The sequence below is a fragment of the Actinotalea sp. JY-7885 genome (assembly GCF_014525465.1).
Classification (GTDB): Bacteria; Actinomycetota; Actinomycetes; order Actinomycetales; family Cellulomonadaceae; genus Actinotalea.
This window is the reverse complement of the sequence record NZ_JACEXH010000006.1, coordinates 16,223-41,933: the sequence shown is the minus strand read 5'-3', so window position 1 is coordinate 41,933 and position 25,711 is coordinate 16,223. Positions and strand designations below refer to the sequence as shown.

The 25,711-nt window shown below is 70.8% G+C and carries 31 protein-coding genes and 2 tRNA genes; 17 read left to right on the top strand and 16 right to left on the bottom strand.

Translation table 11 applies throughout. The features are described from left to right. The coding region (locus IDM29_RS01595) for a zf-HC2 domain-containing protein (RefSeq protein WP_223147838.1) at nucleotides 1-285 on the bottom strand (285 nt) is incomplete at its 3' end. After that, on the bottom strand, nucleotides 278-799 hold the full coding sequence (locus IDM29_RS01590; protein WP_309232657.1) for a sigma-70 family RNA polymerase sigma factor: 522 nt from the start codon (nucleotides 797-799) through the stop codon (nucleotides 278-280). The genes IDM29_RS01595 and IDM29_RS01590, both read right to left, overlap by 8 nt. A 129-nt stretch (nucleotides 800-928) precedes the next feature. Between IDM29_RS01590 and IDM29_RS01585 the strand changes: the two genes are divergently transcribed. Next, complete coding sequence (locus tag IDM29_RS01585; protein WP_188037112.1) at nucleotides 929-1,426, top strand: hypothetical protein; 498 nt, start codon at nucleotides 929-931, stop codon at nucleotides 1,424-1,426. Here the strand turns inward: IDM29_RS01585 and IDM29_RS01580 are convergent. Beyond that, nucleotides 1,398-1,880, bottom strand: coding sequence for a Rieske (2Fe-2S) protein (locus IDM29_RS01580; protein WP_182112798.1), 483 nt, complete (start codon nucleotides 1,878-1,880; stop codon nucleotides 1,398-1,400). The genes IDM29_RS01585 and IDM29_RS01580 overlap by 29 nt on opposite strands. A gap of 250 nt (nucleotides 1,881-2,130) precedes the next feature. On the opposite strand from IDM29_RS01580, the gene IDM29_RS01575 reads away from it, so the two are divergent. Further along, nucleotides 2,131-2,304: a hypothetical protein gene (locus IDM29_RS01575; RefSeq protein ID WP_182112797.1), complete on the top strand. Its 174-nt coding sequence runs from the start codon at nucleotides 2,131-2,133 to the stop codon at nucleotides 2,302-2,304. A gap of 88 nt (nucleotides 2,305-2,392) precedes the next feature. On the opposite strand, the gene IDM29_RS01570 is transcribed toward IDM29_RS01575, so the two are convergent. The 5 genes from IDM29_RS01570 to yidD all read right to left on the bottom strand — a co-directional run bounded on the left by IDM29_RS01570 (nucleotide 2,393) and on the right by yidD (nucleotide 5,301). After that, a tRNA-Arg gene (locus IDM29_RS01570) sits at nucleotides 2,393-2,465 on the bottom strand. Between the two features lie 108 nt (nucleotides 2,466-2,573). Then, the gene (locus tag IDM29_RS01565) at nucleotides 2,574-3,368 is read right to left on the bottom strand and encodes an EI24 domain-containing protein (protein WP_188037111.1); all 795 of its coding nucleotides are present in this window, start codon (nucleotides 3,366-3,368) and stop codon (nucleotides 2,574-2,576) included. Nucleotides 3,369-3,486: 118 nt separating this feature from the next. Beyond that, nucleotides 3,487-3,575, bottom strand: a tRNA-Ser gene (locus IDM29_RS01560). Between the two features lie 87 nt (nucleotides 3,576-3,662). After that, nucleotides 3,663-4,928 carry a threonine/serine exporter ThrE family protein gene (locus IDM29_RS01555; RefSeq protein WP_188037110.1) on the bottom strand — a complete coding sequence of 422 codons (1,266 nt, stop codon included), beginning with the start codon at nucleotides 4,926-4,928 and terminating at the stop codon, nucleotides 3,663-3,665. 94 nt (nucleotides 4,929-5,022) lie between these two features. Further along, entirely contained in the window at nucleotides 5,023-5,301 is a 279-nt protein-coding gene (gene yidD / locus IDM29_RS01550) for a membrane protein insertion efficiency factor YidD (RefSeq protein WP_188037109.1), read from the bottom strand. Nucleotides 5,302-5,401: 100 nt separating this feature from the next. Between yidD and IDM29_RS01545 the strand changes: the two genes are divergently transcribed. After that, entirely contained in the window at nucleotides 5,402-6,169 is a 768-nt protein-coding gene (locus tag IDM29_RS01545) for a DUF998 domain-containing protein (RefSeq protein WP_188037108.1), read from the top strand. A 29-nt stretch (nucleotides 6,170-6,198) separates the two neighbouring features. Continuing rightward, on the top strand, nucleotides 6,199-7,281 hold the full coding sequence (locus tag IDM29_RS01540; protein ID WP_182112792.1) for an SPFH domain-containing protein: 1,083 nt from the start codon (nucleotides 6,199-6,201) through the stop codon (nucleotides 7,279-7,281). 296 nt (nucleotides 7,282-7,577) lie between these two features. Here IDM29_RS01540 and IDM29_RS01535 read toward each other — a convergent pair whose 3' ends face one another. The 3 genes from IDM29_RS01535 to IDM29_RS01525 form a co-directional block, all read right to left on the bottom strand. Continuing rightward, nucleotides 7,578-9,041, bottom strand: a complete 1,464-nt coding sequence (locus IDM29_RS01535) for a tyrosine-type recombinase/integrase (protein WP_188037107.1) — start codon at nucleotides 9,039-9,041, stop codon at nucleotides 7,578-7,580. Nucleotides 9,042-9,094: 53 nt separating this feature from the next. Beyond that, complete coding sequence (locus IDM29_RS01530) at nucleotides 9,095-9,373, bottom strand: hypothetical protein (protein WP_188037106.1); 279 nt, start codon at nucleotides 9,371-9,373, stop codon at nucleotides 9,095-9,097. A gap of 173 nt (nucleotides 9,374-9,546) precedes the next feature. Further along, nucleotides 9,547-10,257 carry a hypothetical protein gene (locus IDM29_RS01525; RefSeq protein ID WP_188037105.1) on the bottom strand — a complete coding sequence of 237 codons (711 nt, stop codon included), beginning with the start codon at nucleotides 10,255-10,257 and terminating at the stop codon, nucleotides 9,547-9,549. Between the two features lie 184 nt (nucleotides 10,258-10,441). On the opposite strand from IDM29_RS01525, the gene IDM29_RS01520 reads away from it, so the two are divergent. Continuing rightward, nucleotides 10,442-10,819: a hypothetical protein gene (locus IDM29_RS01520; protein ID WP_188037104.1), complete on the top strand. Its 378-nt coding sequence runs from the start codon at nucleotides 10,442-10,444 to the stop codon at nucleotides 10,817-10,819. A 20-nt stretch (nucleotides 10,820-10,839) separates the two neighbouring features. Here IDM29_RS01520 and IDM29_RS17480 read toward each other — a convergent pair whose 3' ends face one another. Beyond that, nucleotides 10,840-11,787 carry a hypothetical protein gene (locus IDM29_RS17480; protein ID WP_375372392.1) on the bottom strand — a complete coding sequence of 316 codons (948 nt, stop codon included), beginning with the start codon at nucleotides 11,785-11,787 and terminating at the stop codon, nucleotides 10,840-10,842. 262 nt (nucleotides 11,788-12,049) lie between these two features. Here IDM29_RS17480 and IDM29_RS01510 point away from each other — a divergent pair, with 262 nt between their 5' ends. Continuing rightward, nucleotides 12,050-12,736 (top strand): hypothetical protein, encoded by a 687-nt coding sequence (locus IDM29_RS01510; RefSeq protein ID WP_188037103.1) that lies wholly within the window; start codon nucleotides 12,050-12,052, stop codon nucleotides 12,734-12,736. A gap of 8 nt (nucleotides 12,737-12,744) precedes the next feature. Here the strand turns inward: IDM29_RS01510 and IDM29_RS01505 are convergent, their stop codons facing one another. Continuing rightward, nucleotides 12,745-13,497, bottom strand: coding sequence for a hypothetical protein (locus IDM29_RS01505; protein WP_188037102.1), 753 nt, complete (start codon nucleotides 13,495-13,497; stop codon nucleotides 12,745-12,747). Between the two features lie 246 nt (nucleotides 13,498-13,743). Here IDM29_RS01505 and IDM29_RS01500 point away from each other — a divergent pair, with 246 nt between their 5' ends. From IDM29_RS01500 to IDM29_RS01485, 4 genes are all read left to right on the top strand, one after another. Further along, complete coding sequence (locus IDM29_RS01500) at nucleotides 13,744-14,358, top strand: recombinase family protein (protein ID WP_188037101.1); 615 nt, start codon at nucleotides 13,744-13,746, stop codon at nucleotides 14,356-14,358. 160 nt (nucleotides 14,359-14,518) lie between these two features. After that, nucleotides 14,519-15,199, top strand: coding sequence for an Abi family protein (locus tag IDM29_RS01495; protein ID WP_188037100.1), 681 nt, complete (start codon nucleotides 14,519-14,521; stop codon nucleotides 15,197-15,199). A gap of 40 nt (nucleotides 15,200-15,239) precedes the next feature. Next, nucleotides 15,240-15,677 (top strand): hypothetical protein, encoded by a 438-nt coding sequence (locus IDM29_RS01490; protein ID WP_188037099.1) that lies wholly within the window; start codon nucleotides 15,240-15,242, stop codon nucleotides 15,675-15,677. A gap of 64 nt (nucleotides 15,678-15,741) precedes the next feature. Next, nucleotides 15,742-16,596 carry a PIN domain-containing protein gene (locus IDM29_RS01485; protein ID WP_188037098.1) on the top strand — a complete coding sequence of 285 codons (855 nt, stop codon included), beginning with the start codon at nucleotides 15,742-15,744 and terminating at the stop codon, nucleotides 16,594-16,596. 2 nt (nucleotides 16,597-16,598) lie between these two features. On the opposite strand, the gene IDM29_RS01480 is transcribed toward IDM29_RS01485, so the two are convergent. Beyond that, entirely contained in the window at nucleotides 16,599-17,102 is a 504-nt protein-coding gene (locus tag IDM29_RS01480; protein WP_188037097.1) for a hypothetical protein, read from the bottom strand. A 133-nt stretch (nucleotides 17,103-17,235) separates the two neighbouring features. Here IDM29_RS01480 and IDM29_RS01475 point away from each other — a divergent pair, with 133 nt between their 5' ends. From IDM29_RS01475 to IDM29_RS01450, 6 genes are all read left to right on the top strand, one after another. Next, entirely contained in the window at nucleotides 17,236-17,565 is a 330-nt protein-coding gene (locus IDM29_RS01475) for a hypothetical protein (RefSeq protein ID WP_188037096.1), read from the top strand. Between the two features lie 137 nt (nucleotides 17,566-17,702). Continuing rightward, on the top strand, nucleotides 17,703-17,999 hold the full coding sequence (locus IDM29_RS01470; RefSeq protein ID WP_188037095.1) for a hypothetical protein: 297 nt from the start codon (nucleotides 17,703-17,705) through the stop codon (nucleotides 17,997-17,999). Further along, nucleotides 17,963-19,405: a putative T7SS-secreted protein gene (locus IDM29_RS01465; RefSeq protein WP_375372391.1), complete on the top strand. Its 1,443-nt coding sequence runs from the start codon at nucleotides 17,963-17,965 to the stop codon at nucleotides 19,403-19,405. Before IDM29_RS01470 ends, IDM29_RS01465 begins: the two co-directional genes overlap by 37 nt. A 4-nt stretch (nucleotides 19,406-19,409) precedes the next feature. Further along, complete coding sequence (locus IDM29_RS01460) at nucleotides 19,410-19,751, top strand: hypothetical protein (protein WP_188037093.1); 342 nt, start codon at nucleotides 19,410-19,412, stop codon at nucleotides 19,749-19,751. Between the two features lie 926 nt (nucleotides 19,752-20,677). After that, nucleotides 20,678-20,911, top strand: coding sequence for a hypothetical protein (locus tag IDM29_RS01455; RefSeq protein ID WP_188037092.1), 234 nt, complete (start codon nucleotides 20,678-20,680; stop codon nucleotides 20,909-20,911). A 26-nt stretch (nucleotides 20,912-20,937) separates the two neighbouring features. Next, nucleotides 20,938-21,468 carry a hypothetical protein gene (locus IDM29_RS01450; RefSeq protein WP_188037091.1) on the top strand — a complete coding sequence of 177 codons (531 nt, stop codon included), beginning with the start codon at nucleotides 20,938-20,940 and terminating at the stop codon, nucleotides 21,466-21,468. 92 nt (nucleotides 21,469-21,560) lie between these two features. On the opposite strand, the gene IDM29_RS01445 is transcribed toward IDM29_RS01450, so the two are convergent. After that, on the bottom strand, nucleotides 21,561-22,091 hold the full coding sequence (locus IDM29_RS01445) for a helix-turn-helix domain-containing protein (RefSeq protein ID WP_188037090.1): 531 nt from the start codon (nucleotides 22,089-22,091) through the stop codon (nucleotides 21,561-21,563). A 253-nt stretch (nucleotides 22,092-22,344) separates the two neighbouring features. On the opposite strand from IDM29_RS01445, the gene IDM29_RS01440 reads away from it, so the two are divergent. Further along, nucleotides 22,345-22,974: a hypothetical protein gene (locus IDM29_RS01440; protein WP_188037089.1), complete on the top strand. Its 630-nt coding sequence runs from the start codon at nucleotides 22,345-22,347 to the stop codon at nucleotides 22,972-22,974. A 56-nt stretch (nucleotides 22,975-23,030) separates the two neighbouring features. Here the strand turns inward: IDM29_RS01440 and IDM29_RS01435 are convergent, their stop codons facing one another. Next, complete coding sequence (locus IDM29_RS01435; protein WP_188037088.1) at nucleotides 23,031-25,658, bottom strand: prepilin-type N-terminal cleavage/methylation domain-containing protein; 2,628 nt, start codon at nucleotides 25,656-25,658, stop codon at nucleotides 23,031-23,033. Nucleotides 25,659-25,711: the final 53 nt, after the last annotated feature.

Sequence of the window (25,711 nt, the reverse complement as noted above, 5' to 3'; positions counted from 1 at the left end):
CGCGCGCGCACGCTCCTCGCGGCGCGCCACGCGCAGCAGGTCGGCGAGCAGCAGGGGCGGCGGCTCCGCCCGCTCGGCGCCGGGGCGGCCCTCGAGCTCGTCGACGACGTCGGCCGACACCCGGTCCAGCAGGCCCGGGAGCCCGGCGAGCGCCGACACCTCGGCGCGGCAGGCCGCGCACGTGGCGGCGTGGTCCTCGAAGCGGGCACGGGCGTGCGGGTCCAGCGAGCCCAGGACGTACGGACCCACCTCGACGGCCCACCGCTCGTGGTCGGCGTCAGCCACGGGTCACCCCCATCTCCTGCAGCACGAGCCGCAGCGAGCGCAGCGCGTAGTGCGTCCGTGACTTCACGGTGCCCTCCGGGACACCGAGCAGACGTGCGGCCTCGGCGACGGTCCGGCCGCGGTAGTAGCAGAGCAGGATCACCTCGCGGTGCTCCTGCGAGAGCCGCTCGAGCGCGTCCGCGACCAGCCAGCCCTCGAGGAGGGCCTCGGTGTCCGCGTCGCCGTCGGTCCGGCGCGGCTCGGGCACCTCGTCGGCGAGCACCTCGCGCCGCGCCCGGGACGAGCGCCACTCGTCGATGACCAGGCGCCGCGCGACGGTGAAGAGCCACGCCCGCGTCGAGCCGGTCGAGCCGTCCAGCACGCGCGGCGAGCGCCATGCGCGGAGCAGGGTCTCCTGGACCACGTCCTGCGCGCGCACGCGGTCGCCGCCCGTGAGCCTCAGCGCGTAGCCCCACAGCGGCCCGGCGTGCTCGCCGTGCAGCGCGATCATCAGGTCGGACGAGCTCACGGGCACCCGGCACCCCCCGCTCCCGGCGCGGGCCCGACGCCCGGAGCGCGCCCGGTGAACCCGCGCGCCCCCTGGCACGTCTCTGCCGGGGAGGGTCCACGCCGGGGACGACCGGCGCGACGAGGGGAGACCATCATGACCGCAGCACCGATCACGAGCACCGGGGCGCCGGGCGCGGCGGTGAGCCGCACGGTCCGGCGGCGCACGGCCGGCAACGTCGCGCGTGGCCTGGCGGCCGCGTCGGTGCTGCTCAGCGCGGTGGTGCACCTCGACCTGTGGACGCTCGGCCTGCGGGCGCACCCCGTGCTCGGGCCGGGCTTCCTGGCCACGTTCGTGGGCGGCGTCGTCGTCGCCCTGGCGCTGCTGGTGTGGGACCACTGGCTGCCCGTGCTCGCCACCGTCGGGTTCGGCCTCGCCACGCTGGGCGCGTACGTCATGGCGCTCACCGTCGGGTTCCTCGGCGTGCAGGAGGCGGGCGGGGGCACACCCGCCGTGCTCTCGCTCGTGTCCGAGGCCGGGGCGGTCGTCTTCGGGGTCCTCGCGCTCGTCGCGGAGCGGGGGCTGCGCTCACGCACCGCATCCCCCGCCCCGCCCGCCGCGGGTCTCACGCCTCCACGACCTGCCCGTCCCTGACCTCGACGGCCACCTCGGGAAGCGGGCTGGGCGCCGGCCCCTCGAGGTTCTCGCCGGTCGCGAGGTCGAACACCGAGTTGTGGCACGGGCACGCGAGCGTGCCGTCACCCGGCACGACGGCGCAGCCCTGGTGCGTGCAGACGGCGCTGAAGCACGCGACCGTCCCCGCCTCCGGCTGCGTGACCAGCACCTTGTCACCGTTGCTCGTCGTGGCGGAGACCGCTCCGCCGACGGGCACGTCCGCGAGCGCGACGAGCCCGCCCGCCGCCGTGGCGCCACCGCCGCCGGAGCCGCCGCCGGTCGCGCCGCCGGAGCCGCCGTCGTCCGCAGCGCACGCCACCAGCACGCCCGCGCCGGCCACCGCGAGGGAACCGGCGAGGAACACGCGTCGCGTCCCGCCCGCCTCGGTCGTGCGCGTCGCCTGCTCCGCTGCCTCAGCCGCCTGTCCGCTCATGCCCGTGCCCTCCGTTCGGCCCCTGGACCGCGTGCGTCCGCGCGCACGCCGTCCTCCGGGGAGACGGCCCAACGCCCCGTCCGGTTCACCGGGGTCGCCACCGTGCCCTCATCTCACCACCACCCACTCGGGTGAACGCCGGTCGCCGTCGCTCACCCGACCGGACCAAGATCAGCGCTGCATCCGGGTGAATGGCCGACGTCACCCCGCCCCGCGCTCAACCCGCCGTCGCGCGACCCGATGACTCAGTGTGACCACCGACCAGCTGACGCCCGCCCCGACCACCGAGCTCGACGCGCGCATCGCCGAGCTGGAGGCCGAGCTGCAGCTCGCACGCGACGAGGCCCGCGCGGCCGAGCACCGCGCGCGCACGGCCGAGGCCGCGATCTTCGCCGTCGGGGCGGTCGTCGCCGCCGTGCGCTGAGGGCACACGCCCCGCGCGGAGGTCGACGGCCCGGGGACGACGAAGGCCCCTCACCGAGCGTGTCCGCTGGTGAAGGGCCTGCCATCTGTGCGCCCGGAGGGATTCGAACCCCCAACCTTCTGATCCGTAGTCAGATGCTCTATCCGTTGAGCTACGGGCGCGTGGCCCGAGGGCCGCAGACGAGAATACATGCCGGGCGGGGTCCGTCCCAATCCGCTCCCCCGGCGGCGCTGCCCGGCCGCGCCACGCGGCCGGGCGCCTCCCGCCGGTCACCCCGCGAGGCCGTCCCCTCCGGCCTGCGCGCGGCGGGCCTCCGGGACCTCGACCACGCGCAGCGGCGTGCCCGCGAGCAGGCTGTGGGCGAGGAGCGTGGAGCCCGCGACGGCGGCCGGCATGGTGGCGACGGCCCCGCCGGGCACCAGGAAGCAGAGCTGCGTCGCCGCCCCGAAGCCGACCGCACGCACCCGGTTGGCGCGCAGCAGGCGGTTGCGCTCGCGCCGCTCGATGCCCCGCGCCACGAGCGCGCGCGTCGTCAGCTCGTGGGCCAGCACCCAGCCCGTGAGCACGACGCCGGCCACCCAGCCGAGCACGGTGCCGACCACCGGGATGAAGCCGATCGCCCCCGCGATGACAGCGACCACGAGCCCGCGGCCCACCATCGCCAGGCCGTCCACGGCGCCGCGCCAGAAGCCCGTGTCACCCGCGGGCACCGTCCCCGTCTCGGTCTGCTCGACCGCGCGCCAGATGCGGTCGTAGAAGGGCTCCCCGACCGCGAGGGTCAGGCCGGTGAAGCTCACGACGGCGAGCACGACCGCCGCCCCGAGGACCACGGCCTGCGCCGCGAGCTCGACCATCTGGCGCCACGGGTCGCCCCAGCCGTCGGCGAACCCCGTGAGGGCGTCGCCGATCCGCTCGAGGTTGAGGACCAGCACCACGAAAAGGGTCAGGACCAGCACGCCAGCCAGAGCGGCCGGCACCAGACCCCACGCCATCGCGGACGGGCGTCGCCGCCAGAAGCCCCAGCCCCGCAGCAGCAGCCGGGCACCGTCCACGAACTCGCGCATGACGCCGCAGCGTAGGGCAGCGACACCGCCCTCGCGCGTGCCGCGCGGCCTGGCCCTGCACCTGCCCGGGAACCACGAAACCCCGCACCGGAGCGGCGCGGGGTTCGTCGAAAGAGAGCGGAGACGGTGGGATTTGAACCCACGGAAGGGTTGCCCCTTCACGACCTTAGCAGGGTCGCGCACTAGACCTGACTATGCGACGTCTCCAGTGTGCAGGTCAGGGTACCCGGCCGGTCCGACCAGGGGCAAAGCGAGCCCTGACCTGCGGCGGAACCCTTCGCAGGCACCCATACCTCAGCGTTCGAAGGCCCACGCGCGGTCGGTCAGCATGCGCGCCACGGCGAGCCCGACCGCGATCGAGACGACGACGAACACCGCCTGGATCCCCGCCGCGACGGCGACGTCGACGTCGCCGTTGTTCAGGCCCACGACGGCGCGGTACACCGCGGCGCCCGGGACCATGATGACGACGGCCGGCACCGAGACGGTGATCCGTGGGACGCGGAGCCGCGGGGCCACCCACGCGGCCATGAGGCCGACCACGAGCGTCGCGAGCATCGTCGCGGCCTGGACCGCCACGCCGCCGTCGACCAGCTGGAGCCGCAGGACGTTCGCCACGGCGCCGATCGCCGCGGCGCCCAGCGCCATCCGCCACGGGGAGTTGAACATCAGCGCGAACCCCAGGACGCCGAGCGCGCTGGCGAGGGTCCGCAGGGCGACCTCGAGCACGAGCGCCACCTCCGCCGCGGGCGACGGGTCGGTCTCCAGGCCGGTCAACCACGAGACCGCCCACACGCTCACCGCGGCCGACGTGAGGATCAGCGCGGCGTACGTGATCCGCGCGACGCCGGCCGAGAGGTCGAGCTTGGCGAGGTCGAGCGCGCCCGTCACGAGCGGGAACCCGGGCACGAGGAAGAGGACCGCGGAGATGAACCCGGCCTCGTGCGTCGCACCGGAGCCGCCGACGGCGTCCAGGACGAGCACGAAAGCGAGGTAGGCCAGGCTCGACACGGCCGCCGCGAGCATCGTCACGCCGATCTGGTTCGCGCGCCGGTGCAGCAGCCACCGCCGCACCAGCTGCCCGAGGCCGGCGGCCAGGAAGACCCCGAGGACCTCGACGAGCCCGCCGTCGTTCAGGTACGCGAACGCCCCGCACGCCACGGCGGCGAAGAGGGCGTTCGCCCAGGCCGGGTAGAGCGGCGGCAGCGCGTCGATCCGGTCGAGCTCGCGCAGGACGTCGTCGGCCCGGGCGCCCGGGCGCAGCCCGTTCGCGAGGTTCGTCAGCTCGCCCAGGCGGTGCGCGTTGACACCGACCGACCGCACCTCGGCCACCTCGGTGCGGAAGATGCGGCCGCGGTGCGACGTCGCGGTGATCTCGGTGAGGGTCACGTGGGCGTGGTGGCGGTCGATGCCGAGCGCGGTCGCGACCTGCTGCATCGCCGTCTTGACCCGGTACGAGCCGGTGCCCGACGACAGCATGGCCGTCCCCATCCGCAGCACCGTGCCGGACTGCCGGATCAGCTCGACGGGCTCGAGGGCGTGCTCGTCGGGCGTCGTCATGCTCACCATTGTCCCGGGTCCGCGGGACTGCGTTGCGGGACCGCGGTCGGCACGGCGCCGCCGCAGATGCGGTCGGTCGCAGCCTGCTGGGCCGTCAGAACCGGAACGGGATGGGGATGCCGCCGCAGCAGCACACGCCGCGGACGTCGGTCTGCGCGAGCATGGCCGCCGCCCGGTAGCACGCCGCGAACCGCAGCACGGTCGGCACGGTGCCGCGCAGGACCCCGCGGCGCCGGACGACGTCACGCACCTCGGCCGAGCAGGAGCGCCCGCCGTGCGCGACCAGGTGGGCGCACGTGAAGCCCTTCCGGGGGGACAGGCGGTGCTGGTACCCGACGATCATCCGGTCGACGAGTCGGCTGGCAGGGCTCATGCGCCCACGCTAGGTGGGCGACCGGGGACGCGCTCGGCAGGAGCCCGTGATCCGTCGGGCGGGCCCTGCGACACACCGTTCGACCGGTAGTTTTCGGGTCATGGGCGGACGACGGCGTGATCGACAGGGCTCGGCACGGCTCGTCGGCGGCGGCCTCGCCTGGGCCCTGAGCGGCCTCCTGCTGGCCGTCCAGCTCGCGGCCGCGCTCGCGTGGCCCCAGGCGTACTCGTTCACCGCGAACGCCATCAGCGACCTGGGTGTGACGACGTGCGGCACCTTCACCGAGGGCGGCGCGCTCGCGCGGTACGTCTGCTCCCCGTGGCACGACGCCGTCAACGCGGCCACCGTGCTCGCCGGTCTCGCGGTGACCGTCGGCGCGGTCCTGCTGCGGGACGCATGGCCCCGGCGGACGTGGGGTCGGGCGGCGATGGTCGCGACCGGTCTGGCGGGCCTCGCGCTGGCCGGCGTGGGCCTGCTGCCCTGGGACGTCGCCCCGGACGGGCACGACGTCGCTGCCCTGGCGCAGGGCGTCCTGCAGTGGTTGGCCATGGGCCTGCTCGTGGTCGCGCTCGGCCGGCCGCGCCGCGGCGACCCCGCGGTCCCCCGCTACGGCGGTGCGGTGCGGGCCGTCACCGCCGTGACGCTCGCCGTCTCGATCGTGGGCCTGGTCCTGTTCCTCGACGTCATCACCGGGGGGACGGGCCTCGGCGTGCCCTTCGGGATCTCCGAGCGGCTCGCGTTCGACACGCTCTCGCTCTGGTCGATCTACGTCGGCGCGGTCCTGGTCCACCGGGGCCGGCGCGTGTCGGTCAGCCCGGAGATGATCTCGGTCGGGCAGGGTGTGCCCGCACGCGGCGACGACGTCTGACCGCGGCACCCCCTGAGAGAGGACCCGTCGTGGCCTGGTTCGTGCTCGCCCTCCTGCTGCTGGCGCTCGGCGTCGGCGCCCTGCGCTTCGCGCGCACGCGCCCGACGACGACCAAGGAGGTCACGAAGAAGGGCACGACCCGCCAGGTGACCGTGGACAAGGCCAGGCTCCCCCGGCTGGTCGGGTTCGCGGCCCTCGCCTTCGGCGCCCTGGCCTTCCTCCCCTCGGTCCTGTACTCGCAGGCGGCCGGCCAGGCCAACGTGATCGTCAACATCGGCGGCGCCGTGGCGGGGGTGGACGTCACCACGGGGATCAGCGTCAAGGCGCCGTGGCAGTCGCGTTCCACGTGGGACCTGCTCTCCCAGACGGCGACCTACGCGGGCACCGGCGACGGCACCCCCGCGTACACGGACGGCAACATCCAGGGCCGCGAGATCACCGTCTCGCTGGGTCGGGTGCAGCCGAACGTCGACGCGCAGGTCTCCTACTCGCTCCAGGCCGACCCCGAGAAGATCCGCACCCTCTACAACCGCTACCGGACGCAGGAGAACTTCACGCGCCAGGTCGTGCAGCCGGTGATCCTCTCCACCATGCGGGAGGCGCCGTCGAACGTGCGCCCCGACGAGCAGGAGCCCGTCCAGGTCGTCGACGGCGAGGAGGTCGTCGAGCAGGTGCCGGGCGTCCTGACGCCCGTGCAGTTCCGGGGCGAGTACCGCGACGACGTGGAGCGCGAGATCCTCGACGGGCTCAACGAGGACTTCTCGGACTACGGCGTGGTGGTCGAGCGCGTCGAGCTCCAGGACATCCGGTTCAGCGAGCAGGTCGAGGCGTCGCTCGACGCCGTCGAGGCGGCGCAGCAGCGCGTCCAGGAGGCCGAGGCGAACCTCGAGGCGACGCGCATCGAGGCGCAGGCGCAGGTCGTGCAGGCCGAGCAGGCGGCGGCCGCCGCGATCGCCGAGGCCAACGGCCAGGCGGAGGCCAACCGCCTCCTCGCCGCGTCGCTGACGCCCGAGATCATCGAGAGCCGCCGCATCGAGGCCCTCCGCGAGGCGGGCGCGGTCTACGTGGTCCCCGAGGGCTCGACGCCACTGGTCACGGTCCAGCAGCCCTGACGGGCGGTGCCCCGCCGGCCGGGCCGGACCGCGGACCGGCACCACCGCCCGGCGGGAGTGCCGGTCCGCGCCGATTCGTCCGGGCGGCGGCTGGGCGGCGCGGCGCGGCGCGGGCGGAGGGCAAGGGATTCGAACCCTTGAGTGCGGGGTCACCGCACCAACGGTTTTCAAGACCGTCTGAGCCTGGCGCTGTCACCTGCGTAAACACGGACCCCGGTCCGGCCCTAGGAGCGTCTGTTAGTTGGAAGTTAGTTGTCACAGGGCCTACCGGCAGTCGGCCTGTCACGTCAACTGCGTCAGTTCGCCGACCGGACGCGGGCGATGTACTCCGCGAGCTGGTCCGCGACCTCCACCGACGACGCGTGCACGCCCCCGTAGTAGCGCTGCAGCACCTGGAGGGAGCTGTGGCCCAGGAGGATCTGAACGGTCGGGAGCGGCAACCCCGACCGGATCCACGCGGTTGCGGCCGTGTGTCGCAGCGCGTGCACGGTGCGGTCCTGGGACGGGACACCAGCGCCGTCCAGCGCGCGGTGCCACAAGGTGTTGTCGACGGACTTGCTGATGTGTCCACCGCGCTGAGCGGTGAACACCAAGTCAGCGTGTTCCACCGGGTACCGCGACCGCGCCCTGACGCCGTTGAGAGCGCGCTCCGCTGCCTTGGTCCTGGTGGGGACCCGCCGCTTCTCGTACAAGTCTTCGAGGAGAGCTGTCAGTTCGGTCGTCATCGCGACGCGCCGCTGCTGGTGGCTCTTCGTGTCCTGGTCGACCCACCAGGTACCACCTGTACGCAGCGGGCACTGTGCCGCCCGCAACTGACCGAGCCGGCGATCGCCGGCGGTGCTGCGCGCGTCGAGCGTGCACGGGGTCACGCCCGCCTGCCGGTCGAGGGGTCCACACCCGTGCTGCCATGGCTCGTGAACGAGCTGCTGATGGACGACCAGGAGTCGTGCGCGCAGATCCACACGGTTCCACGTCAACCCCGTCGCTTCAGCCTGCCTGAGGCCGGCCTCCGCTCCCAGTTGGAAACGTGCGGCGTACGCACGGTGGTCGGGGTACGCGGCACCAAGCCACTCGATGAGCCGATCGACCTCTCGCTGACTGAGCGCGCGATCCAGGGCGGTGACCTCTGCCTTGTGTCGGGTCGAGCGACGCACCGGTGCGGGCAGCGGGTTGCCGAACATGGGGTCCCCGGTGATCGAACCGTTGACCCGCCCGAACTGCACGATGCTGAACAACCGTCGGTAGACCTTCATCACCATCGAGCGGGAGATCGCCTGACCCGCGTGCATCTGCGACTCCCGGTGAGGCAGCTCGTCGAGGAACACCTGGACACGCGCGCGCGTAATCGCACTCAGCGGCAGGTCGCCGAGTTCGGGGATGAGGTGCGTGGCAATCTCGGAGGCGTAGTCGCGCCAGGTCCCGTCGTCTACCACCCGCTCGGTGAACAGGTACCCGTCCGGCGCTTGCCGACGGTCGTAGCGCGGGTCCTTCTCGGTGAGCCAGTCCGCCGCGAGGTCCCGGAAGCGGGTCGGCTCGAGCACCTGCTCGCGGTGCTCCTCCGCCGTCGTCGCGTGCCACTCCTCGAGCAGGTCGTTCGCGGCCTCGACCGTCAGGGCACTGCCGTAACGCGGGGTCTTGCGACCGGTGCGCGGGTCGACGAACGGGTACGTGACGGTGTACTTCGCACGATCCTTCTGCCGGTAGATCGAACCGGGGATCGCAGGGTTGCGCTTGAGGGGCGTCTTCGAGGGTGCGTCCACGCACCAACGCTACCGGCGTGCGGTCCGACGGTTTCTCGGCTAACGGTCCCCGCTTATGCGGCGAAGGGCAGGCGGGCGTTTCCTTGGAGGCGAGGACCGGCTCCGAGGCGCTCGCGCCGCGTGAGGACGGGGCGCGGGTTCCGGAGGTGCTCAAGGACCTCGCCGAGGTCGTACTTGGGACGGCGGGGGTCGCCGTAGCGGACGAGGTGACCGTCAGCGGCCGCGGTGCGCCACTTCGCCGAGCCGTACCCAGTGATCAGTTTGAGTTCGGTCGGGGTGACGAGGCGGACGCCGTAGCGGGCAACAACGGGGTCGGTGGCGTCGAGCAGCACCGGGGCGTTGTCGCCGCCCCGGTCCGCTGTCGCACCACCCTTTGCACTCACGAGAAATACAATAGCGGTCCGTCTATACAACGATTCCGAATTCAGCACGCCAGCGTGCTAAAAGGCCCCGATTATGTTCTTGTCGAATAGCGTTTCATCCATTCGGCGGCCCCTCTCGCCCTTCACGCGGCCTCCAGCAGCGCTTTGCCGGCCTGTTCGTCGGCGTCCGCGGCCCGCGCTTCGGCGAGCAGCGACGCCACCCTCTGCCGGCTCACCCCGTACTCACTCTGCAGCTCGACCCGCGTAGCCCCCGCGTCGAGGCGGCCCTGCAGTTCCCGTCCGAGCGCGACCCGCTCCGCACGTGCCGTGGCGGCACGTGCGGCCTTCGCGGCGTCACGGGCGGCCTTCTCGGCGGCGCGGCGCTCCTCTACCTGCACCGATAGGACCTCGAGGGCGAGCTGGCGCTCAGCACTGACGTACGACTGGTTGTTGTGGATCAACTGGCGGGCGCGCGACCGGCTCACGTCAAGGTGGTTGGCGATCTTCTTCGTTGACCAGCCAGCCGCGACCAACTCGCGCACGGCACGCGAGCGTTCGATCCTCAGGCGTCGCAGGTAGCCCTCGGTCGGGTCCGCAAGGGCGCGATCCACAGCCGTGAGCACCGCTGCACGCGAGGCTGCCGTACCACGCGAGCCCTTGGCGGCGGCGGCGAGCAGTGCCTCCAGGCGCCGCATCGCGGCAGTGACCGTGGACGCGTCGCTCACTGGCCCCCAGTGCGAGCCGGCCACGCCCGTGGGTGTCGCCTCGTCGAGGGCGGCGAGGGGGTTGTCGAGGGCGGCGACGAGGCCGGCGAGGTCGTCGCCCCTCTGGGAGGTGCCGTCGGTGTCGGTCATGGGGGGCCTCCGTGGAGCTGGGGTCGGAATGTGCGGCCCGTATCGGAGGCATGCCCCCCGAGGTGAGAGGTTCTTGCGCACTTGTCATCCCTCACTCAAAGAACCGTTGCCCAGGCGCAACCACTGTTGCGTTGCCGGTACGTTACGGCTCGTACGTGCGCACCCAGCTGCCTGGAGGAACCCGATGTCCACGACCGCGCCACCCTCGCCCCTCACGGATGCTGGCGCGTCGGCTCGCACTGCCCTGGGCCACGTGAACGGAGCCCTTGAGCGGGTCGACCGCGCTGAGACGACGTCCGTCGAGCTCGCCCTGGTGGACGTCGTCGCCGCCGAGGAGGCTCTCGTAGCGGCGCGGCGTGCACTGGTCGTGGCACTGCGGACCGGGGTGGATGAGCGCGACGCACACGACCGGCGCGTCGAGATCGTCCGGCCCCACGGATGGGCCGAGCTCGCCGACCTCCTCGGCGTCACCCGACAGGCGGCAGCCAAGACCTACACACCCGCGGTCGCCGAGCGTGCCGATCGGGTGCCGGCACGGGTGCAACGGGTCCGCTACCGGTAGCCCACCGCGGTACGCCCCGGTCAGAGCGTCGGCTGGAACGCGCTCACCCGCGGGCCCCGCTCGAGCTGCGGACCCGCCACGAGAAAGCTCGACCCGCTCGCGCCGCTCATCCAGATTTGCAGGCTCAGGGTGTGGCCCACGTGGCCGGTCGGCACCGTCCACGTGCGCGCGAGCCTCTGCCAATCACCCGTGCACGTCGTCGCGCTCTCTGAGGCCGCGTGGTACGCGCCGGTGGCGGTCCGGTCGCGGAGACCCAGTGTCACCGGTCGACCCGCCGCGCATCTAGCAAAGATGCTGGCGCTCCACACCTCCCCGGCCTCTTCGATCCTGGTGTCCTGGGCCCAGGCACCCTGGGAGCGCTGGAAGATGATCAGGCCCCTCGGCCCTGCCCCACTGGTCACGACCTCCACCGCGCGGGTGCCGACCGGGGTGGCCACGTCGACGGTGCGGTACGGGGCGTTGCCGTACGACGCGAACGCGCCCGCAGCGCTGATCGTGAAGTCGGGCACCGACGACCGCCGCCACAGCGTGTCTGTCATCAGATTCAGCCCACCGCCGCCATCGGTGACGTCCACGGCGAACGCCGCCGGTGTGGTCGTGGGCGTGCACGCACCACCCGTACCGTCGAGGCCGCCGGCGGCCGCGTCCCACGTCGCTGCCGTGTGCACGGAGTTGTGGACCCGGGCGCCGGGGTGGAAGCCGGTAAGGCAGTACGCCGTCGTCGTCCCCGCGACGCCCCACGAGACACCGATGCTGGTCGTCACCGGATCGGGCTGGCGAACGCCAGCGACCCAGAGCGCGCCGTCTGCTGCCCGCGCCACAGTGCCAGGGGGCACGTCCAAGCCCTCGAGGGTCTCCGCCAGTTGCCCGAGGTCGGCTCGCACGGTCGCGTCGTACGCGGCGGCCTTCTGGTTCAGGAAGATCGGGATCGCGATGGCCGCGAGGATGCCGATGATGATCACGGCCACGAGGAGCTCGATGAGCGTGAAGCCCTGGTCGTCGTGGGCGGGTTGGGAGCGGTGCATGGGGGTGCCTCCGTGCTGGTGCGGCCGGTGAAGTGCGGCCGTATCGGAGGCGAGGCCCCCGCCGTGAGAGGTTCTTGCCCGCGAGGTCATAGGAAATGGGCCTCTGACCTGCGGAAACGTGCGTGTAGACATCCTTTTGAGTGATCTTTGCCAATCTTGACAAGTAGGTATTGTCAAGCACCCCATTCGCGGAGACCGTGGACTCATGATCAAGCTCCAGAGCACCGGTCAAGACGTGGTCCAGGGCACCCTCGGACCCGCAGAGATCGTCAGCATCGACCGGCCCGTTGCAGCCGACGGCAAGACCGCCCTGCGCTGCTGTGCTGCGGGCCCGTGCCGCGAGCACCGCGAGTTGACCGAACGGTTGCCCGAGCGGCCAGTAACTCTTCCCGCTGCACACGAGACCGTCTACGTCGAGCACGGCCGCGGTCACGCACTCGCAGAGTGGGCGCACAACCGCTGGGGCAACTGGGTGGTGCGCGCGGACGCCGGCTACGTGCTCGGCAGGGTTGCCGCTGGTGAGGCGACGATCAACGTGACCACGCGGCGTGGTCGTGTGCAGACGGTCACGATCGCCCACGTCGGGAAGCCGTTCGTGACCGCACGCGGTGGCCACAAGCTCGTCTACGTGACACCCGTCGAGGCGGACCTCCCGGTCAAGCGACGCCGCACACCCACGCGTCCCTCAGGGCCGAACACGCCACCCATCCCCGAAGGCGCACTGCCGTGCGACGCGTGCGGCGCCCTTCGCACGACGCGCTTCCCCACGGTCGACCGGCACGGGGTGGCTGGGCTCGTGTGCGTGCGCTGTGACGCCAGCGAGGCCGCAGCACGCACGATCTTCGGTGGGCCACTCGAGCAGGGCGAGCTGGACCTCCACGCCGCCGCCTGAGTCGCGGGCTAGGAGCCCAACAACCGAACGGTCGCGTGCCACGCGGCTTGAACCGCAGGCGCGGACATCGCCATGCCCGTCGCGATTGTCGTCAACGACGCAAGGTCGTGCGCAGCACGCTCGAACGCCGCGAGGGCGCCTGGTCGCCGACCGGAAGCTTCGCTGGGGGCATGCTCCGAGACCAACCTGAACATCGCGAAAGCGGCTCCGAGGGCATCGCGGACGCCCTCTGTGCCAGTCACACGCACCTCCATGAGTGCGTTGAGGATGCCGGTCGCTGCCCTGACGAGGAGTGCTCGTGACGCGTCGTCGAGGTCGGGATCGTCGACGATTGCGGTCAGCAGTCCGTTCACCAGTTCGGTCGCCGAGGCCACTTCCTCGGGTGCCAAAGGGGCATCGGGGGCGGCCTTGTTCACCTGGAAGGACGCCTGTCGCAGGATGACGAGGTCCTCGTCGCGGAACTGGGCTTTGAAGTTGTCGACCGTCGTGTCGAAGTGGTGTGCGATCGACATCGCTACCTGTACTCGGTCGTACCACGCGAGCAAGCCGTCGGTGTCCTGTTCGGAAAGCGCGAGGATCTCCGATCGGGCCTGGTCAGGCAGTGTGACAACCCGCGCAACTACCGGCAGCAGCGTCGCGTTGCCGCCATCCTGCACCCCCAGCGTGGCGGACCACGCCCGTCGTAGAGGGCGCCCACCCGGGTACTCGCGCATCGCACTCAGAATCGTGCGGAGTCGCCCAGTCGCGTTGTCGCCGAACATGCGCACAGGTTAGCCGGTGCCGTACCCGACGTGATCGCATCGAGCACGGGATGTGGCACACAGCAAACGACCGGATGTTGTACGTTCCGCGGCCGCTCAGGGCTCGTGCTCAGTGGTCGGCGCGGGAGCGTACAACAACCGTGTTCACAACCCGCACCGTCCAGGAACTTCACCCGACCGTTTGTTGTACGCAACCCGTGATCGCCGGTACACCGGTGCCAGCACCCAACGATCACGGAGGCACCCATGGCCCTTCTCGGCTACGTCAGAACGTCAACCGCCCAGCAGACAGGCGGGCTCGAGCGCCAGGAAGACGAGCTTCGAGCCGCCGGCTGCGAGCGAATCTGGATCGAAGCGGGCGTGAGCGGCACCAAGACGAGTCGCCCCGAGCTCGACAAGCTCCTCGACTACGCCCGCGCCGGCGACACCGTCGTCGTCACCGAGTTGTCCCGGCTCGGCCGCACCGTGCGGCAACTCGTCGTGCTCGTCGATGACCTCGGCGCACGCGGGATCGGCATTCGATCGCTCACCCAGGCGATCGACACGACACCAGGGCAAGACGGTGGCGTAGGCATGCTGCTCCTTTCGATTTTCGCAGCGCTCGCCCAACTCGAGCGCGAGGTCCTCGTTGATCGAACGCTGAGCGGCCTGGCGGCGGCCCGCGCTCGTGGCCGCGTCGGGGGACGCCCGCCAGTGCTCGTTGGTGAGCGACTGGAGGCCGTCCGCGCCATGCACAAGGCGGGCACACCCAAGGCGGCGATTGCGCGGTCGCTCGGGGTCAGCCGAACCACAGTGCACAGGGCTCTCGAGGACGCCAGATCGCGCACCTCCGAGCAGCTACCCGCCAGGGCTGGACGGTGACGCCTCGCCCCTGAGAGGGTCACCCGCAGGTCAGGACAGCAGAAAGCCCCGGGTCGGTGATCCGATACCGGGGCTTCCCAAAGCCTTGGCTCCAGCAACGTGCAAGCAGCGGTCGCATGGAACTCTCGCGTGCGTCACAGACTACCCGGAGGGCTCATCAGTGTCCACGCCACCCTGGATCGACACCTGGCTAACACCAGGCAGGTTCCAGAAGTATCGCAACGCCGCTGGCGGAGACGCGGCCCTCGCCCTCGCACTGTACGAGTGGAACGCCGACCTGGCGTCCGCCTTCCTCCGCGACCTCGGTCACCTCGAGATCGGGCTCCGCAACGCGTACGACCGTGCGCTCGCTCACCACCCGGGTGTCGCCGGTGACTGGCTCGACAACGGCAACCTAAGTGTCCTCTTCCCGGTCCACTTTGCGAACGATAAGCACGGCAACCCCCAGGACAAGAACGCCACGCCACGCGGCAATATCGCGACCGCCAGGAAGCACTCCGGTTACGACAACGGGGTCGTCCCGCGAGGCAAGGCCGTTGCAGAGTTGATGTTCGGGTTCTGGTCGTACCTCACCGACGATCTCCACGAGAAGACCCTTTGGGTCAAGTGCCTGCACACCGCCTACACGCCTGGAGCAGACCGCGCCGTGATTCACGGCGCCCTGAGCGCACTGCGGGCGTTGCGCAACCGCGTTGCACATCACGAGTCAATCTTTGACCGCTCACCTGAGAGCCACCGCAGGCACATCATCCACGTTGCCAAGCACCTCTCGCCCGAGCTTCATGGCCATATCGCCGCAGCGAGCCGACTGCCGGACCTGATCGCCAACCGCCCAAGGTAGAGACTGATCGCCCGATGCATCAACGTGGGACGATCGGTGCGTGACTGCGCTCTCCGACATCGTGGTGCCCCTCCTTTCCATCCTTGTCGGTGCGGTGATCACGTACGCGGTGAACGTCGCTGACCGAGGTCGGCGTCGCGTGGAGGACGTGCTCGCCCACGCGATCGGTGCGGTAGCGACGGTGATCGCCACGTCCGACTTCGTCCAGCGCGTCGAGTGGCAGGGCGCTTCTCCAGCCGATCAGAAAGCGATGGATGCCGAGGTGGCGCGCGACTCGGTGCGAGCATGGGTGAAGGCTGTCGCGGATGCCCGCGTTGCGGTCGCTCACGCGTCCGCGTACGTGCCTGAACTGGCCGTGCGCCTCCGCGCTTCTCCGAACGCCTTCACGCGGGATGCGGACGAGACCCTGGCGCTCCTCCACGCTGCCCTCAGTGAGGCCCAGAAGCGGTGGTGGCGCGCGAGCGCGTCCACGTACTAGCGCCCCGTGGCAAGCGGCCCAGCCGCTGCCCAATCCAGGCCAACGGATGGCAGCATCAGGCGGCATGGCGATCGCAACGCTCCCAGGAGTCACCGGCCCACAACTGCTGCAAATGCTCGACGGCGCGCACAGTGCGCTGCGGAACGTCCGCGTGCGGGCATCCACGGGCCTGGACCTGTACAACGCGTACCTGGCCTGGTCGGCCCTGCAGATGCGGATGCTCCGATACACGCTCACGACGGAGTCGCTGAACCGTCTCGTGACGACCCGTCGTCACTGGGCACTGCTGAGTCTCGATCCAGCTGGTAAGGGCAACAACCTGGCGCTTCTGGTGGAGGTCGAACTTGATTCGCAACTCCGTGCGCTTGAGATTGCGATGGTCGAGGTTCGCCGTGACCTCAAGCGGCACGCCACGGTCGACGCCTTCGTCGTGCCAGACACCAACGTCTTCATTCACGCGCCCGTGCCGTTCGACGAACTAGCGTGGGATACGACCGCACAGGCGGGGCAGGCCCACCTCCGCCTCCTCGTGCCCATGATGGTGATCGACGAGCTGGACGGCCTCAAGAACCGCGGCACGGGAACGGTCAGCGATGCGTCCAAGGAGCCCGTCAGGTCGCGGGCGCGCACCACGCTACGCATTCTCGAGCGACTTCTCGCAGAACCCGCCGAACCGGTGATCCTGACGCCCGAGAGCAGGCCCGCCGTCAGTCTGATGGTCCTGTTCGACGACCCCGACCACGCCCGCCTTCTGGACGCCGATAGCGAGATCATCGACCGCACCCGGACCGTCGCCGACGCCACTGGGAAGGCGGCGACGGTCGCGAGCTATGACCTGGGGATGAGGCTGCGCGCGCGAATGGCGGGCCTCGAAACGGTTGATCCCCCGACCGCACGCTCTGGCGCCGTGCCCACCTGACGTCAGTCCCAGAGGTCCCCACTGTGCGCTGCCGCCTCCCGTAGGAGCGCTCGCTGGAGCCGCGCGAGCGGCCGGGTCTGCCGGCCCCGAAGGTCGGCGAGGACCGCCTGCGAGAGCTCTCTGGCGACCTCCCGCGCCGCCGTCTCCCATGCCTCCCGCTCAGACTGACCGGCGGCGAGGAGCGCGTCGTGTGCGGTGGCGGCGGTGAGGGCACCGGGGCCGGCGAGGACCTGGCGGGTGCGGGGCAGCCGGACGACCTGCTGCTCGGGCAACCCCAGCCGTACGGGTGGGCTGACGTGGGCGTCGAGGGCGGCGTGAACCCGGTCGACGAGGGCCTCCTCGGCGTCGAGACGGGCCGCACGGACCAGGTCGTCGGGGTACTGGTGGCGCTCGTCGTGGGCTGCGACCTCGTGCGTCGTTAGCACGTTGAGGAGTGAGGCCGCCTCCGCGTCGGTGAGCTCGAGGACCAGGGTGCGGGCGGCGTCGGGGGCGGGGTGGGGTTGCATGGTGCCGGTGTACCGGCAGGGCCCGTCACGGACCGCCCCCCTGTGGATAGGCGCTCGAGGGCGAGCAGCGGTGGCACCGTTGTGGCCGTGATGCTCCCGCCGCACCGCGTCGACGCTCCCACCGGAGGTTTCCGTGTCCCCTGAGGAGGTCGACCTCGGCCTCGCGGCGGGCGCGCTCGACGCGGCACGCGACGCCGTAGCCGCCGCGACCGAGATGCTGCACCTCCGGAACGCCCCTGCTGCCATTTCGGCCGCTCGATCCGCCGTGCGCTCGGCGCGGATCGCCCACACCGCGTCCGCCGGCCACCTCCCAGAGAGCACGGCCAACACCTCCGTGGCTGCGCTGACCGAGGCATTCCGTCACGCTGCCGACGAGGGCGCGATCGACCCCCTCTCCGCAGCATGGGCGGTCGACGTCGCGGTTGCCGTGGTCGACGCGGTGGAACGCGGCCAAGGCCGCTGATCAAATCGTGCATGTGCACCCGATCGGGTGATGCCTGTGCATAACGGTCACACGGGCGATGCGGGCCCCTACCCTCGGACGGGCACGTCAGTGAAGCACCGGGGGGCGCGATGAGTGGCACGGGCAGTGGTGGTCATGTGCAGGTCGACTTCTTGTCGATGCAGATGGCGCGGAATCGTTGGCGTGAAGCTAGTGACCACCTCGCGGACGAGCACCGCCGCGTCCTCGACTCCCTCGGCGGTTACCGGCACGCGGTCAGCCCTGAGCTCGCGCGCGCCCTCGACTCGTTCTCTGGACGGTGGACGCTCGCGCTGTCCTCGCTCACCGAGGTGCTCGCTGGCGCCGGTGACGCTCTTGAGGCGTCACAGGCGGCCTACCAGCACAGTGACGACCTCGCGTGGCAGGCGATGCGTGGTCTGAGGGTGCAGCCGTGAGCCGAGGCGGGGTCCCTCGCCCGACCGTGCAGACCGCTGAGCGCGGATCCCAGTTGATCCGTGCCGCACGCCCTGAGCTGATCGACGACGACGCAGCCGACCTCCGCGGGATCGCCGTCCAGCTCGACGCGACCATCGCGCCCCTCCTCGCAGGCGCGACCATCCCGTCGTGGGTCGGCGAGTCAGCGGACAACTACGACACCGCCCGCGACGGACTGCACAAGGTTCTCCTCGGGTGCTCGGACGCGCTCGCAGCCGCCGCCGGCGCAATGGAAACCTACGCCGCGGTCGTGCGATGGGCGCACGGGCAGGCCCAAGGCGCGATCGACGACTACCGCACGAACCTCACGGCAGGAAACCAGTACAGCAAGCTCATCGAGGCGAACGCTGTCGTCGCCGAAGCGAACAGGGCGGTCAGCGAAGCCGACACCGAGCTGCGTGTGGCACTCCAGGCCCTCAGCGCGTTCCTGCCACGACCGGACGCACCGCTCAGCGACGCCCTGCGGTCCGCCGGCGACTGGTGGCACGGCCTCGACCCCTGGCAGCAGATCCTCGTCACCGCCGCGTTCGCAGCGATCGTCGCCGCGTCCGGCGGCTCGATCGGCGTGGCCTTCGGTGCCGCTGGTGTCGCGAGTTTCGGCCTCGAGCACGCCCACGGCGCGGCGACTTTCACCGAGGACCCGGGAACGGCAACGCGCAACTACCTCGAAACGGTCACACCCGCGCAGGCCGCGTGGGATGCAGGAGAGACCGCGCTAACCTTCGGCCCTGGCGCGTTCGGAGGGGCGCTACTCGGCGCCGGCGTGAGGCACGCGGCTGCGAACCCAAGGGCGATCAGTGACCAGGTCCGCACGATCAACTGGGCTGACGACACCGGGGCGGTCACTCCGGCCGCCTTCCTGCGTCGCGACCCGATCGACCTCGCGAACGGCACGACGCTCCAGCCGTTGGACGCACAGGCGCAGGCTGCCGCGGCCGCTCGATACGAGGAACTCCCCGCAAGCCACCTGAGGGCGGGCGGTGCCGCAGGCGCCTACCAGCGCGCCGTGTACGGCGAGAGTGAACGCGGCATCGCTCTTGAGAACATCGTGGGTGCACGGGGGAAGTTCCAGATGGTCTACCCCGACGGATTCACACCGGCGTACGGAGCGATCGGGGACGCAAAGTTTGTCTCCTCGGCGAACAGCTCGTTCTATCTCCCCGACTCGATGGGCAAGCCGTCGCTTGAGCGGCTCGCCATCCTCGACATGGATCGACGTCTCGACAACATGGCGGCGGCTGCACGGGTCCACGGAGGCAACGGCGTCATCGAGATCACAACGAACCACCCCGCTGCGGCTAGCTTCATTGAGGCGCGCATGCGCGCGTTGAACATCCCCGGCTACGTCCGGCTCATGGAAGGCTGAACGGGTGAGCGACTACTTGATCGGCGTGGATGGCGACTACCGCTTCTCCTTCGACACAGTGGCTGCGGACGCCTTGGCGGCATGGGACGACGCTGACTGGTTCGAGTCCACGTCCACACTGCAGCGACAGGCGGCCGACGGGCAACTCCTGCTCGACGTCGGCTTCTTAGGCGACGGCGAGGGCTTCGGTCTTCGAGGTACCCGTGAGTCGGTGGCAGAGTTCGCGGCGTGGTTGACCACTCGTGCCGGTTTCCCTGAGGACGGGTCCGTAATCCTCGCGGGGTGGGCAGAGGACGTGCTCACTCTGAGTCCGGACACCGCGGTGGCGGACCTTCTCGCCCAGTAGGCGCCTCGGTCACAGACGTGGGTGTGCGGGTCGTGGGGCACCACTTCGCCACGACCCGCGACCTACCCGCACAGAACCCCGGCTGTTGACTAGACCGCCGGTCCGGTCGGGGAGAGGCATCCCCGACCAGGGTCCTCGACGCTACCTGCTAGCCCAGACGCACCCGCGGGCGGTTTCGGTGCGAACGATCCGCCCACGAACCGCCCCACGACGAGGCATGGCCCAGTGCGCAAGGGGGGGCACGCGCGCGGGGGCATGACCCCCACGGCAGTCCGGCCTCAGCGCCAGAGCTTGTCCGTCGCGCGGTCCAGCCGGCGGTCGATCCTGCGCCACGCCCGCCAGACGCGGCGCACCACACGCAGCCCCCGGCGCCCACGCCCCCGCTTGGTCTGCTGTGCGGGCCGCGACGTCGGCACCGGTGTGCGCCGCGCACCGGCGCGAGCAGGTGCCGGCTCAGGGTCATCCGCCCAGTACGCCCCGGGGTGGCGGGTGGCGAAAGCCCTGACGACTGGGTCGGGGTGCGTGTACGCCGCCGCGCGCGTCAGCGGCGGTGGTGGCCCTTCGACGGTCGCACGTGCCCACCCGGCCGCAGCCGAGTTCAGGGGGTCGACAGGCGGGCCGCCGGGGTAGCGCCGGGTGTAGCACTGGTGTGCGGCCCGCGCGCCGTCTCGAGTGTCGCTGGCGCACCTGGTACCTGGCTTCGCCTCACACATGACGGCCTCCCTCGCGACCCCTTCGGGGTGGGGTCCCCTGCGGTCGACGGTAGGTCGTGACGCCGATCGGCTTTGCCGTTGCACCAAACGCGGAGCGCGAATGGCCGCGGACTTTCTTGTGACGCACTTCACTCGCTTTCCAGGGGCATTACTAGGCGTACTAGTACTCCGGACGTACGGTCGACGCAAACGACCTACGGAAAGGACCCCGAAATGCCTCTCACACCCGCAGACCAAGCCGCCCTCACCGACGCCCTCCGCGCACGCACCGCCGCCGAAGCGGCCGCACGCCGCGCGGCCGCTCTCCTCTCCGAAACGGTCGCCGCCGTCTACGCCCGAGGCGGCGTCACCGAGACCGAACTCGCGGCCGCCCTGGGCGTCTCCCAGCAGCGCGTGAGCCAGCTGCTCGATGGTGGCCGAGCCAACGCGAGCCGACGACTCCACTGACTGAGACCCTCGGAAAGGACCTGATCATGCCCCTCACACGCCAGGTGCTCCTTCTCACCAGTGCGCTCGGCGCGCTGGCTCTCGCCGTGATCCTCGGGCTCGCCGCACTCGCCGGCGCGCTCGAGCCGCCCCCGCCCCGGTACAGCTTCCCTGCCGAGCTCGACCACCCCGCGGCGACCGGCGTGTACGTAGCGAGCACGGGGGCGCGAATCGCCGTGGACCCGGCCGCCGCTCTACCTGCTGCGGTCCTCGACGACCTCGCGGCGGCGGTCGGCACACCGCCCGCCGGGAGTGACCACGCAGTCGGCGCGTGGCACGACGCCCTCACGGAGCGCGTCGCCGCCGTCGAGACCGCTGGCCGTCGCGTGGTCGTCGTCGTCGAGGGCGCCTGCGACGAGTTTGCGGTCACGTACCCCGCGGCGGTTGCCGACGCACTCGACGAGTTCCCCCGCCGTGCCCTCTGGTGGGACAGCGCGGAGGGCGCCCGTGAGGACGCCGAGGCCCTCCAGGAGGCACTGCCGGGTGAGAGCTGGGAGCTCGTGGACCTGCTCCGGTGAGCCAGCGAGAAGGGCCCGTCACCACTCAGCTAGTGACCGGCCCTCTTCATGCCCATGCACGTGAGGGGTGTCACCCACAGGGGCACGACACGTCACGCGTCAGTGGGCACCTGGTGCTCGGGCGTGATGATGATCGGGGCATCCCAGTCGTCTGCGAACCGCGAGCTACGCCGCCCTTCGTCGTCCCCATGGGCGAGCCATCGCGCCACGGTCTGCCTCGTGACCCCGCACTCTTCGGCGAGCTCGACCAAGGTGGCGCCGGCGGCGTGCCGTGCACGGAGCGCCGCGACCAGGACACGCTGCGCCGCTGGCTCGAGGCGGCGACGGCGCGGGTCGTCACGGGTGACCAACTGGCTGAGGCGCTGCCTGGTCAGCCCGAGCTCGGTGGCGAGGGAACTTTGCGTGGACCCGGCCGCGACGCGCTCACGGAGGGTCTGGGTGAGCGCGACGCGCGTGCGATGCGCGAGGCCCTGAGGGCCGTTCAGAGCGTCCGTGAGCGCCACCAGCGCCGCCGTACGGGCGACCGGGTCATCAACGGCTGTGGCCGCGTCCAGGACTGCGTCCAGGGCCTCGGGGAGCGGTGTGCCGGCGGGGATCGCGGATGGGGTGACGGGGGGGCTCATGCACACCACGGTACGCGTCCTATGTGACACGTCAAGACCGTCTAGCACAATACTTCTGAGGGCTCATCTCAAGGACACTGAAATCCCGCGAGTCCTTTCACCCGAACGGGTGAACTTTTTCAGAGGTGTGCCCATTGCCGCCGCACGAACGGCTATTGCGGGACATGTGCGATACCGCATGGTCTAGACATCGAACAAACGTTCGGTAGGCTATGTACTAGATGATTGAGACAAAGACAAAGGAGCGTATGACATGAGCACCATCCGAATCGCCGCCGCGGCCCTAACCATCGCCGCCGCGCTCGCCCTCACCGGCTGCGGCGCCACCCCGGCCACCCCCGCACCGACCGCCCCAGCATCGGCGGTCGCAGACGGGCCCAACGAGACGCCAGCCGAGACCGAGGCGCCCGTCGTCGAGGCCGCACCTGCACCTGCACCCGCACCGGTCGCTGGTGACGTCATCACCGCTGAGGTCGCTGAGACCCTCCCCGAGGGTGTCCGTGCGTACCCGATGGCAGACGGCACGCTCGTCACCGTCGTGGACGGTCAGCCGCTCCCGGCGCAGGTCGAGGCGGAGATCGAAGCACCTCTTGCTGCCGTGGTCGCGCACGAGCCAGCGGACAAGACCGGCCCGAACCCGGCGGCAGCGGCAGCGGCCGCCGAGGCCCGCTCCGCTGTCGCGCGCCTTGGGCGCACCGCTGTGGTCGTGTACCCGAGCTTCGGCGTCTACGGCTGGCGTTACCAGGCGTTCGTCTCTGAGCGTCAGCGCCTCCTCGACGAGCCGTCGTCAGACCGCGCGGTCACGATGGCTGCGGCCGAGGCGTACGTCGCCGGCCAGGCGAACCCCGCCGCTTGGGTCATCATCGACGTCACGGCTGGCTGACCCGATAGGAAACGAAGGCCCCGACGAGCCAACTCGTCGGGGCCTTCGTCGCGTCCTTACTGTCGCTCGCTGACGGTGAACCAGCCGGAGTAGGCCGACATGGCGCCGGTAGCAGAGATGCTCCTCATCTGGATGCGGACCCAGTCGCTGTGCCCGCCCCACGTGCCATCGATCCACCCCAGGGAGCTCGAGTAGTTGGCGCCGGTGGGGTAAATCTCGCCGTCTTCGGAGCTCTTGTATTGGACGTTCGCTCCGTAGCGCACGACTCCCTTGACGGCGCACGGGTAGGCCACGAGGTTCGTTCGCCCAGCGGCGGTGTTCTGGTAGTACGACCCGCCCGCGAGGCACGAGGGTGCGGGCGGTGGTGCGGTGACGGTGATCGGGCCAGCGCTGTCCCATCCAGTGAAGACGGTGTTGTGCCCGTCGCTGTTGTACGCCCGTGCGTACCCGTAGTACGACCCGGCCCCAAGGCCCGAGTACGACTGTGAGCCGGCGGTGTAGACCGTGCCTCCGGTTCCGAGGCGGACCTGCTTCGTTCCGCTACCCCCGTTCGCACTTACGGTCGCGGTCCCGTTCGGAACCTCACCGCCACCAGAGATCGAGGCTGTGGGTGCGGATGGGGTCGCGAGGACCTTGGTTGAGACGCTGGCCTGTGCGACGACGTTGTTGTAGCCGTCCGTGTTCGATGCCGTGACGGTGAACGCCGAGTTGTGCGTCAGCGGGTCCCAGAACGCCGACGCGACGTTGTTGTGGGTGCTGATGCCTTCGAGTGTGAGCGTCGAGCTCGACCCACGGACGGTGGACATGGTCGCGTCGATCCTGCGCGTGGACGAGCTCACACCTGTGACCGCGACGCCGAGTTCGAGGGTCGTACCCGTGCACGTGCGCGGGTCGGACCACCCTCCGCTTGCCGGTGACTCGTTCTGCGCCCACACGGTGTAGCCGTGCGTCGTGCTGTGGCCCAGTTGGTCGACGGAGAACGTCGGCCCCGCCTGGGTCCCCGTGCCCGTTGCCGCCCCGTGCGTCGAGGTGAGGCGGTACCCGGCGTTGGTGACCTCGGCAGCGGCCGGTACGACTGTGACGGTCATCGACCGCGTCGTCGCCGCAGTGGCGACGCATGCTGTGGGTGTTGGCGGGCGCTGCAGGGCGCTCGTCTCGGCGGACCACGGTGAGCAGCCACTCGGGTTGCACGCCCGAATGCGGTACCGGGTTGTGGCTCCAGCGGTGCGTGCCCCGTGGGTTTGCTCGGCGGCGGTCGCCTCAGCCCATAGGGGCGTGAAGGTGCCGTGCAGGGTGGCGTGCTCGGTGACCCAACCACGGTCACGTGAGATCCCGCCGATTGTCGTGGGGCCAGCGCCCGTCCAGCCCGCGAACGTGCGGGCGACGACGTTCGTCCAAGCGGCGGTGGTCGGTGTCGCAGTGACCGTCGGGGCGGCTGGTGCGGAGTACCCGGGGCGCTCCGCGGAGGCGACACGCGCGGCACCACCAGTGAACGCGCGCCCGACCGGGTCCCCGACGGGCAGGCGGCCTTCTTCGGTGCCAGTGGTGTGCTTCTGCTCCCACCGGTTCACCGGAACGACTCGGTACGTGTGGCTGTGCCCGTACCCGGTCGAGTCGGTCCACTCCGTCACGGCACCGAGGCGGGCGGCGAGGGCACCGTCACGGTAGATGTCGTACGCGGTCGCACCCACTGCCGCAGTCCACACGAGCCGAACGTCCTGCTCGCGGCCTGTGACCGTGGGGACGGGTGCGGGGGACGGCCGGCGACCGGTGACGACCGCGTTCGACGTTGGGCCGATGCCCCCATCGCGAAGGTTCGCTTGGACGGAGTACGTGGCCGTATGCCCGTGCTGAACGGTGCTGTCCGTCCATGTGAGGGTCGCTGGGTCACCAACCCAGTGGACCTGCGTCCACGAGCCCGACTTTGAGCCTTCGGGCGCGGTGGAACGGAAGATCGACCACGACGCGACCAGCTCTGCCTGCTGTGGGGAACCCGCCGACCAACGCAGGACCGGGTTGCCGACACCTTCCACGAACCCGGAGTAGTCCAGCGAGAGGGACGGGGCTTGGGCCTGGATGACCTCGACGCCCGTGCCGAACGCCTCGCCGATGCCGTTGAACGCCGCGGCGGAGCGGACGTCGATGTCTTCGGTCCACTGCTCGTGTTGTGCGTGCAGGTCCCATTCGATGCGCTTGATGTTGCGTCGGTGCTCTACCGGCGACGGGATTTCCCGGTCGGTGGCGTTGAAGTACAGGAAGTTCTCCGTGCCTGTGATCAGGTCGATGAGCGTCTTGGTCGACGCTTCTGACGCACCGGAGCATGCCTCGCGCTCGAAGTACGTCGTCGTCACGTCGAGGGTTCGGTCCGGGGTGACCGCGTACGCACGGAGCTGGCATGCGCCGTCACGCACGACGGCGAGAGTTAGGGCGTCAGGTTCAGCGACCCTCACAGACGTCGCGTCCGTCACGTCACGGTTCAGGATTCCGCTGGTCGCCCGAAACTGGTTCCACACGTCCGCGCGGCGCGTGACTTCGTCCTGGTGGACCGTGGCGCCACGCACGAGAGTGAGCCCGACGCCAGCAAGGATGCCCGCGAGGACCACCGCAACGAGCACCTCGATGAGCGTGATACCCGCGTCGCCACGGAGGGAGCTGCGGGGCCGGGGTCGGTGTGTCGGGATCATGGGTCCACCTCTCAGGGGTTTGGTCTTTCCTGGTGCCCCCTGAGGTGGTGGGT